Source organism: Rhodopseudomonas pseudopalustris (genome assembly GCF_900110435.1).
GTDB classification, from domain to species: domain Bacteria; phylum Pseudomonadota; class Alphaproteobacteria; order Rhizobiales; family Xanthobacteraceae; genus Rhodopseudomonas; species Rhodopseudomonas pseudopalustris.
Genome location: NZ_FODT01000023.1, coordinates 1 through 7,170, shown reverse-complemented (window position 1 = coordinate 7,170; position 7,170 = coordinate 1). Strand labels below are relative to the sequence as shown.

At 60.0% G+C, this 7,170-nt stretch carries 10 protein-coding genes and 1 pseudogene; 9 read left to right on the top strand and 2 right to left on the bottom strand.

The features are described 5' to 3' along the window. The coding region (locus BMY71_RS24125; RefSeq protein ID WP_488266376.1) for a transposase at positions 1–203 on the bottom strand (203 nt) is incomplete at its 3' end. A gap of 166 nt (positions 204–369) precedes the next feature. On the opposite strand from BMY71_RS24125, the gene BMY71_RS24120 reads away from it, so the two are divergent. From BMY71_RS24120 to BMY71_RS24110, 4 genes are all read left to right on the top strand, one after another. Next, positions 370–882, top strand: a complete 513-nt coding sequence (locus BMY71_RS24120; RefSeq protein WP_092686399.1) for a hypothetical protein — start codon at positions 370–372, stop codon at positions 880–882. Between the two features lie 55 nt (positions 883–937). After that, the gene (locus BMY71_RS24115; RefSeq protein ID WP_092686398.1) at positions 938–1,408 is read left to right on the top strand and encodes a recombinase family protein; all 471 of its coding nucleotides are present in this window, start codon (positions 938–940) and stop codon (positions 1,406–1,408) included. Between the two features lie 139 nt (positions 1,409–1,547). Beyond that, positions 1,548–1,700 carry a hypothetical protein gene (locus tag BMY71_RS25105; RefSeq protein ID WP_175557782.1) on the top strand — a complete coding sequence of 51 codons (153 nt, stop codon included), beginning with the start codon at positions 1,548–1,550 and terminating at the stop codon, positions 1,698–1,700. A gap of 48 nt (positions 1,701–1,748) precedes the next feature. Next, complete coding sequence (locus BMY71_RS24110; RefSeq protein ID WP_244526166.1) at positions 1,749–1,994, top strand: hypothetical protein; 246 nt, start codon at positions 1,749–1,751, stop codon at positions 1,992–1,994. A 705-nt stretch (positions 1,995–2,699) separates the two neighbouring features. Here the strand turns inward: BMY71_RS24110 and BMY71_RS24100 are convergent. Further along, positions 2,700–3,703 (bottom strand): annotated as a pseudogene (locus BMY71_RS24100) (IS3 family transposase); the annotation flags it as partial. Between the two features lie 238 nt (positions 3,704–3,941). On the opposite strand from BMY71_RS24100, the gene BMY71_RS24685 reads away from it, so the two are divergent. From BMY71_RS24685 to BMY71_RS25530, 5 genes are all read left to right on the top strand, one after another. After that, the gene (locus BMY71_RS24685; protein ID WP_139202744.1) at positions 3,942–4,118 is read left to right on the top strand and encodes a DUF2934 domain-containing protein; all 177 of its coding nucleotides are present in this window, start codon (positions 3,942–3,944) and stop codon (positions 4,116–4,118) included. Between the two features lie 400 nt (positions 4,119–4,518). Next, positions 4,519–5,133 (top strand): alpha/beta hydrolase, encoded by a 615-nt coding sequence (locus BMY71_RS25400; RefSeq protein WP_244526165.1) that lies wholly within the window; start codon positions 4,519–4,521, stop codon positions 5,131–5,133. A gap of 177 nt (positions 5,134–5,310) precedes the next feature. Continuing rightward, complete coding sequence (locus BMY71_RS25395; RefSeq protein ID WP_244526164.1) at positions 5,311–5,496, top strand: hypothetical protein; 186 nt, start codon at positions 5,311–5,313, stop codon at positions 5,494–5,496. Positions 5,497–6,033: 537 nt separating this feature from the next. Next, a complete protein-coding gene (locus BMY71_RS25535) occupies positions 6,034–6,618 on the top strand; it encodes a transposase (RefSeq protein WP_092686397.1) in 585 nt (194 codons plus the stop codon). A 32-nt stretch (positions 6,619–6,650) separates the two neighbouring features. After that, a complete protein-coding gene (locus tag BMY71_RS25530) occupies positions 6,651–6,995 on the top strand; it encodes a transposase (protein ID WP_347336036.1) in 345 nt (114 codons plus the stop codon). Positions 6,996–7,170: the final 175 nt, after the last annotated feature.

The following is a 7,170-nucleotide window of genomic DNA, read 5'->3' as shown; positions in this document are numbered from 1 at the left end:
AGCAGCATCGCACGCAGCAATCTCTCCGGCGCGATCGAGGGACGGCCGAAAGACGTGTAAAGCGCGTCGAAGTCCCTCGAAAGATCATTCAGCGCAGCATTGGCGAGCCGCCGGATCGTGCGCAGCGGATGGTCGGGCCGAACCCGAGCCTCCAGGTCCACATAGCTGAACAGCGCCCCAGATCGTTCGTCACTTCCCCGCATCGTCTTCCCCTCGAAGCATCCGCATCGAAGGGAATCATGACGAGAGGCCTGCCGCCAGTGCCTTTTTCAACAGCCTGCTAGATCCGGTCAGGCATTTGACGCGTCGAGGCGGTGTAGAGATCGGCGGGAAGCCGCTGGCCGAGCGCTTCGTGCGGGCGCTCCCCGATTGTACAACAAGATTGAGAACACCCAAAAGACCGTCCAGCGCGAGGTTGTGTACGCGCATCATCCCTGGTTTGCGCAGGAGGTCTGGGTTCACGCGGTCATCGCGAAGTGTCTGATGGCGCGTTTTTCCGCTGCTCTTTGGACGGTGCGGAGACAGACCGCTTTCTTGAGATTCCTGCTTGGATGTTCGACCGGGCTTGTTTGTGCCAGCGGCCATGGAACGAAGGATCCGTTTGTCGGCCTGGATGCGCTGATGGCGCTATCCTCACTGCTTGATCTTGTGCTGAAGACGGCCACTCCATCATCGAATCCCGACTTTTGGACGGATGCCGAGCTTCTCGCGATCAGAATCGGGGAGAAGCTCATGTCAGACAAGACGACGTGCGCTCGGGCGAATCAACTCAACCGGCGGCTCGGCGCGCATCAGATAGACCTATTCAGCAGGCCCGCGGGGGCGGCATCGATGCGCCGGCATGGCGGGATCAGCCGGGCGAGACGCAGGATGCGCTGGTAAACCTGATGGCGCAGCTGATACTGGAACATGCGCAGCGTGACCGTGGAGGTCAGCCATGATCACTGACAAGGTTCGGCCCCATCACCTGGAGCGCAAGGCGATCCTCTACGTCCGTCAGTCCTCCGCTCATCAGGTGCTGCACAACCGCGAGAGCAGCGTACTGCAATACGCTATGCGCGATCGGCCGGTCACGCTGGGATGGTCCGAGATAGAAGTCATCGACGATGACCTCGGCCGCTCTGCCGCTGGCGGCGTGCAGCGCGCGGGTTTTGAACGGATGGTAGCAGAGGTCTGCCTCGGCAAGGTTGGTGCGGTGTTTGCGCGAGAGGTATCGCGCTTTGCGCGCCACAGTCGGGATTGGCAGCAACTGATCGAGATGTGCCGCGTCGTCGACACGGCGCTCGTCGATCAGGAAGCGATTTACGCACCTCGGCACGGCAATGACCGGCTACTGCTCGGCCTCAAGGGCAGCCTCAACGAATACGAGCTCGATCTACTGCGTCAGCGCTCGCTCTCGGCCAGATAAGAGAAGGCACGTCGCGGCGAACTGGTGGTGGCGGCCCCGGTCGGCTTCATCAAGGGAGGTGATCGCTACGAGAAGGATCCGGATCGGCGCGTGCAAGAGGCTATCACGCTGGTCTTCGACAAGGTCGCGGAACTGGGCAGTGCGCGTCAAGCGCTGCTGGCTGCACGAACACGATCTCGATCTGCCCGTGAAGCAGCCGGGCGGCGACACGGCTTGGCGCAGGCCAAGTTATGCCTCCATCCACCGGATCATCGAGAACCCGGTCTACGGCGGCTGGCCTGGTCCGCTGTAGCGCTGCGGCCGCAAGCTGACGCTGCGCTACAGCTGCAACCGCGCCTGAATGGACAACGGCGGCCCACATTGCATCGCTTTTGGTGGCTTGCGCGTCGACGATGCGGTCGAGGAAGCGCTTCTCGGAGTGGTGGGACCCGGCGCGATCGCTGCGGCGACGGCAGCCGCGAAGCAAGCCACGCGACAGCGGAATCAGGTGCGCGACGCGCTCGGCCGCGATCTCGAAGCCGCGCGCTACGCCGTCGACCGTGCCTTCCGGCAATATGATGCCGCCGATCCGCCAATCGGCTCGTAGCCGGCGAGCTGGAAGCGCGCTGGAACCGCTCGCTTGCCCGCGTCGCCGAGGTGGAGGGCAAGATCACCGCGCATGACGCCGCCGCGGCGCCGCCGGTCGTCGATCCTTCGACGCTTGGCCTGATAGCCCCGAATCTCAAGGCGGTCTGGGCGGCGCCGACAACCGATGCACGGCTGAAGAAGCGCATCGTGCGTACGTTGATCCACGAGGTCGTGGCCGATATCGACGTCCGAGATCGTTCTCATCGTCCACTGGGTAGGCGGAACTCACAACGAGATGCGGCTGCCGAAGCGACGGCGCGGACAGCGCTACAGTACCCCCGCCAATATCCTCAAGGCCGTACGGCAGCTCGTGATCGTCGCCAGCGACGATCTCATCGCAGGGCTGCTCAACCGTAACGGCTTCAAGACTGGCAACGGCAATCGCTGGACCCGCGAGCGCGTCACTTCCATGCGCTCGAACTACCGGATCCCAGCGTTCAAGGCAGCCATAGACGGCATCGAGCCCTGGCTCAACCTCGGAAACGCTGCCAAACTCCTAAAGGTTGCTCCCAAGCCCCTCCGACTGGCGGCCGAGGCCGGCGAGATCGAAGGTGTCCAACCGCTCTCCGACGGAACCTGGATCTTCGCGCGGTCAGCGCTGACAACAACCGCCGCACAATCCATCACCGAGCAGGCCCGGCAGAATCCAAAATACCCCGCAGGATCGCATCCCGACCAGTTTTGTGCGGGCGTGGTCAAGGCTCAAGAACCAGTGGGTGTTCAAACACTCCGCGCGGAAGCGTCCGTTGAAGGCTTCGATGAACACGTTGTCAGTCGGCTTGCCAGGCCGACTGAAGTCGAGCGTGACGCCATTGGCGTAGGCCCACAGATCGAGGTTGCGGGAGATTAATTCCGATCCCTGATCGACACGGATGGTTTTCGGATAGCCGGTCATGGCGCAGATTTGCTGCAGGGTTTGGACCGCGTTCTCGGCGCGGTAGCTGAAGCGGGGATCCAGCGCCGGCACATAGCGTGAGAAAAGGTCGACGATCGTCAGCACACGAATCCTATTCCCGGTGGCCAGCTGATCATGAACAAAATCCATCGCCCAAGTTTCGTTCGGCTGCGTAGCGTCCTTACGCTCAGCCCGCAGCTTGGCCTTCACCCGCCGTTTGGGCGTTTTGTTGCGTAATTGCAGGCCTAACTCGCGATAGATCCGCCACGTCTTGTTCTGGCCGAGCCGCCACCCCTCGCGTCGTAGAAGCACATGAACGCGCCGGTAGCCGTAGCGGACCCGGGTCTGGCAGATCTCCCTGATTCTGGCTTCCAGGCTGGCCTGTTCGGGTCGTCGCGATTTGTAGTGATAGGTTGAGGTATCGACCTCAAACACCCGGCAGGCGCGCCGGATCGAGACGCCCCATTCACCACAGACCCCGTCTACGAGCTTGCGCTGACGAACAGGCCTCAGATTCTTCGGCGGATGACGTCCTGCAGCATCTCCTTGTCCAGCGACAGGTCCGCCACGATCCGCTTCAGCTTGGCGTTCTCGTCCGCGAGTTGCTTCAGCCGCCGCATCTCGGTCGACAGCAAACCGTCGTATTTCTTCTTCCAGTTGAAATAGGTCGCCCGGCTGATGCCCGCCTTCCGGCAGACGTCCGCCACGGCATGCCATCAGCGCCCTGCTTCAGAATGAACGCCTTCTGGGCCTCCAAACTTCGAAGCCTTCATCGCTCCGCACCTTCCCAGCCGAGGAAGTCTTGCGGGAAAACTCTAGCCAAAAACGGTCCAGTTTTGCGGCCAAGATCAGGAGATATTCGAGAGGCTGCACAGTCCAGAGGTATTCAGAACCATTAACTTTAACGCGCCGCCGGCCTTTGGAACAAGTGAATGACCTTCTGGTTATATTTGACGGAAGTAAATTTCGATCCAGGCTGAGCACGAAATGCCTCTAATGTAGGAGATTTGCATGAAGGACCAACTCGAAGAGCGTATCGACCATCGCACCGAGGAAATGCGGCAGGTGAAGGGCCTGCCGGAGGAACGCCGCGGAGAATTCAGGAAACAGGCGGAGAAGGACGTTAAGGGCGAAAAAGAAACCTACGAGCAGCTGAAATCTGACCCAAGCATCACCACTAACACCTAACATTCACCAGAACCGCCGCCTGGCCACCTGCCGGGGGCGGTTCTTTTTTGCTGCCTTCTTTGACTGCCCGTTGGAGACAGACAACACCTTTCCTGTTGGCTATTCTCTCACGGCAGCCTTCAATCAATCTTGCTTACAATCTTGCAGCAAGCGGTGCCGCCCGAGGCGGCGCTTTTTTCGGCATTAGGTGGCAAGCACCACCAAAACATCGCAACCAATTGAGTTATTTTAAGATTTTTCGTTTACGACTTCCAGTGCGGCTCGACGGGACAGCTTGCTCTTCAAAGTCCGCCATGGCCCCATAGCGACCGAATTTCACAGCGCAGCGAGATGACGCTAAGTGCCAGGAGCAGACAGCCAGGACAATGTCAGCTAAGTTCGATTGCCGGAGCGAGGATCGATGCGTCTGTTCAATAGCCTCGCAGTGTTTGGCGTTCTTATAGCCAGCCAAGCGGCGAGCTTCACGACCATGCAAACCGACATTCACGCCCCCGGACCAAACGGCTTATTGAGCGGCACGATACTCACGCCCAATCCCGCTAAAGGTCCCGTTGTTCTCATCGTGCCCGGTTCCGGCCCAATCGATCGCGATGGCAATGCCGGAAGTTCGGTGAGAGCATCTACTTACCGGCTGCTGGGTGAAGGGCTGGCCGCACACGGAATAGCTAGTGTCCGTATTGATAAGCGCGGTCTCTATGGCAGTCGCGCCGCCGTGGAGGACCCGAATGCAGTGACCATTGACGATTACGCGGACGACGTCAAAGCATTAGTATCAGTCATTCCCCGCCAGGCCGCCGCGCGTTGCGTCTGGGTGCTGGGCCACAGCGAAGGTGGATTGGTCGCCCTGGCCGCTGCTCAGACTGCATCTGATCATTGCGGCGTGATCCTGGTATCGACAGCTGGCCGGCCGCTCGGAGCGGTGCTGTGCGAGCAATTGCGGCGAACCCTGCGAACGCGCCAATTCTTGATGAGTCGCTCTCAGCCATTACTCGCCTCGAAGCTGGTGAACACGTAGACGTCACCGGGATGCACCCCGCATTATTGCCGTTGTTCAGGCCCGAGGTGCAGGGCTTTCTTATCGACGAGTTCTCCCTCGACCCCGCGAAGCTGATTGCTGCTTGCCGCCAACCCATTCTGATCGTGCAGGGCGATCGATCGAGATATCCAGGTCGGAGTTGGAGATGCAGAGAGCTTGAAGCTAGCTAATCCTGCTGCGACCCTCGCTGTTGTCGCGCATGCCGATCACGTCCTCAAGTCCATCGCCTCCGATGATCGCGGCGCCAATCTTGCTACTTACTCCGGCCCTGGGATTCCGTTGGCGCCGGGCATTATCGATGTGATCACTTCTTTCATCGGCGCTTCTCGCAATGTCCGCTGAGGGTCATTCGCGACTGGGCCGAGTGAACGTTAAGTACATCCACTTCCGCTAAGTTGCCAAGACCGGAAGTAGCTGCAGATGAGCCACCCGCCGTCGTCTGACGAGCGATAAGAGGCACTCGCTCCAGCGCCGGAAGATTTGACGCTCACGCCCTGAACGCCGATCGTCACCAGTCGGCATCGGTTGCAGACACAAAGTCGAAAATTGAGAATGCCACGTAAGCGTTTCGCTCACGTTGACTGCCGTTCATTCTGGATCTGACTAGGCTTCCCGGATAAGAGGCCACCATGACCTATCGTTCCCTCATAGCCCTGCGTGGCGAGCGGAAAGACGGCGTATTGCACGCGTCCCGGCTATGATTGGGACCGTCTGATCCGGAGCCGTCGTTCGCCACGCAGATTGTGATCTTCTGCGCTGAGTTTCGAACGAAGGTTGCCCATGTTCTTCCATCATCATTTTCAAGGTGCCGCTCTGACGACCACGGTCGGGGGCTGGTCCATACGCTGACCATGACGCCTCTTTCCAGGGGATGTGCTGATGTCGCAGCACTTCCTCCTTTCCAAAGACGCCCGCGATCTGCCGCTCCAAACGGTCATGCGGATGACCGAGCCTGGTGCCTATCGTTGCTTCAAACGAGCGCGGTGGCACCAAACCAATGACGAGCCGTACTGTCCTGCCTGCGGCAACCTACGGTGTTACGAGCTTGCTCGCGGTGGACGCTTCAAGTGCTCGGCCGAGGAATGCCGCAAGGAATTCACCGTCACCAGCGGCACCATCTTCGCCAGCCGGAAGCTGATGTTCAGGCAGATTCTCGCGGTCATCGCCATGTCGGCGAACGCAGCGAAGGGCAAGGCCGCACTGCAGGTCGCCCGTGAACTCGGAGTTCAGACCAAGACGGCATGGCTGAACCTTATGAAGTTGAGAGAAGCATTGGCCGCAAGACGCGAGCAGATGTTGCTCGAAGACCGTGTGGAAATCGACGGCATGTACCTCGGCTGTCACATCCGGCAGGAGAACCGCAAAGAGGATCGTGAGGATCGACGCAAGATTCAGTCGCCGCAACGTGTGGTCGTGATGGCAGCGCGTGAGCGCCGCTTGATGGGCAAACGTTCGCCCGGGTAACCCCGACCGAGAACGCCGATTGCGCCTGGGACATCGTCCGAACTCACGTGAGCCGCAAAGCTCACGTCCATGCCGACGAACATCTTGCATATGATGAACTCTGTGGCCTCAATCCGCTCACCCGGGTGAACCCTTCGGAGGCCTACCAGCACGGTCTTGGCGTTTCGACCAACGTCATCGAGAGCTTCATCTCTCGCATCAGGCGCTCATACCGCGGGATCCACCACCGCTTCTCGATGAAGTACCTCGACTGGTACGCAGCCGAACTGGCCTGGCGTGAAAATCGCCGGCGGGCCGGTAATCGTGGACAAGTGATCGAGATGCTTCAGCGCGCTTTGGCACATCCGACGTCGCGCAATCTCTGCGGATACTGGTAAGGAAACAAGCCGGACGATCTTGTGTGGACGGGTTAGGCGGCAACTCTCCAGAGAAATGCCCGGCCGACAATGTGCGGGCGCTGTTCGACAATGGCTGGCTGCATTTGTTCGCGCTCGATGAGGCAGGACGGATGGCCTGGCGCTACGCGGGCGATCTGCAATGGAGCGCGATGAG

Bases quoted from the DNA above. Each gene is read 5' to 3' on its own strand.
- BMY71_RS24110 (WP_244526166.1), top strand. From the start codon at position 1,749: ATGGACAACGGCGGCCCACATTGCATCGCTTTTGGTGGCTTGCGCGTC.
- BMY71_RS24685 (WP_139202744.1), top strand. From the start codon at position 3,942: ATGAAGGACCAACTCGAAGAGCGTATCGACCATCGCACCGAGGAAATG.
- BMY71_RS24115 (WP_092686398.1), top strand. From the start codon at position 938: ATGATCACTGACAAGGTTCGGCCCCATCACCTGGAGCGCAAGGCGATC.
- BMY71_RS25400 (WP_244526165.1), top strand. From the start codon at position 4,519: ATGCGTCTGTTCAATAGCCTCGCAGTGTTTGGCGTTCTTATAGCCAGC.
- BMY71_RS25535 (WP_092686397.1), top strand. From the start codon at position 6,034: ATGTCGCAGCACTTCCTCCTTTCCAAAGACGCCCGCGATCTGCCGCTC.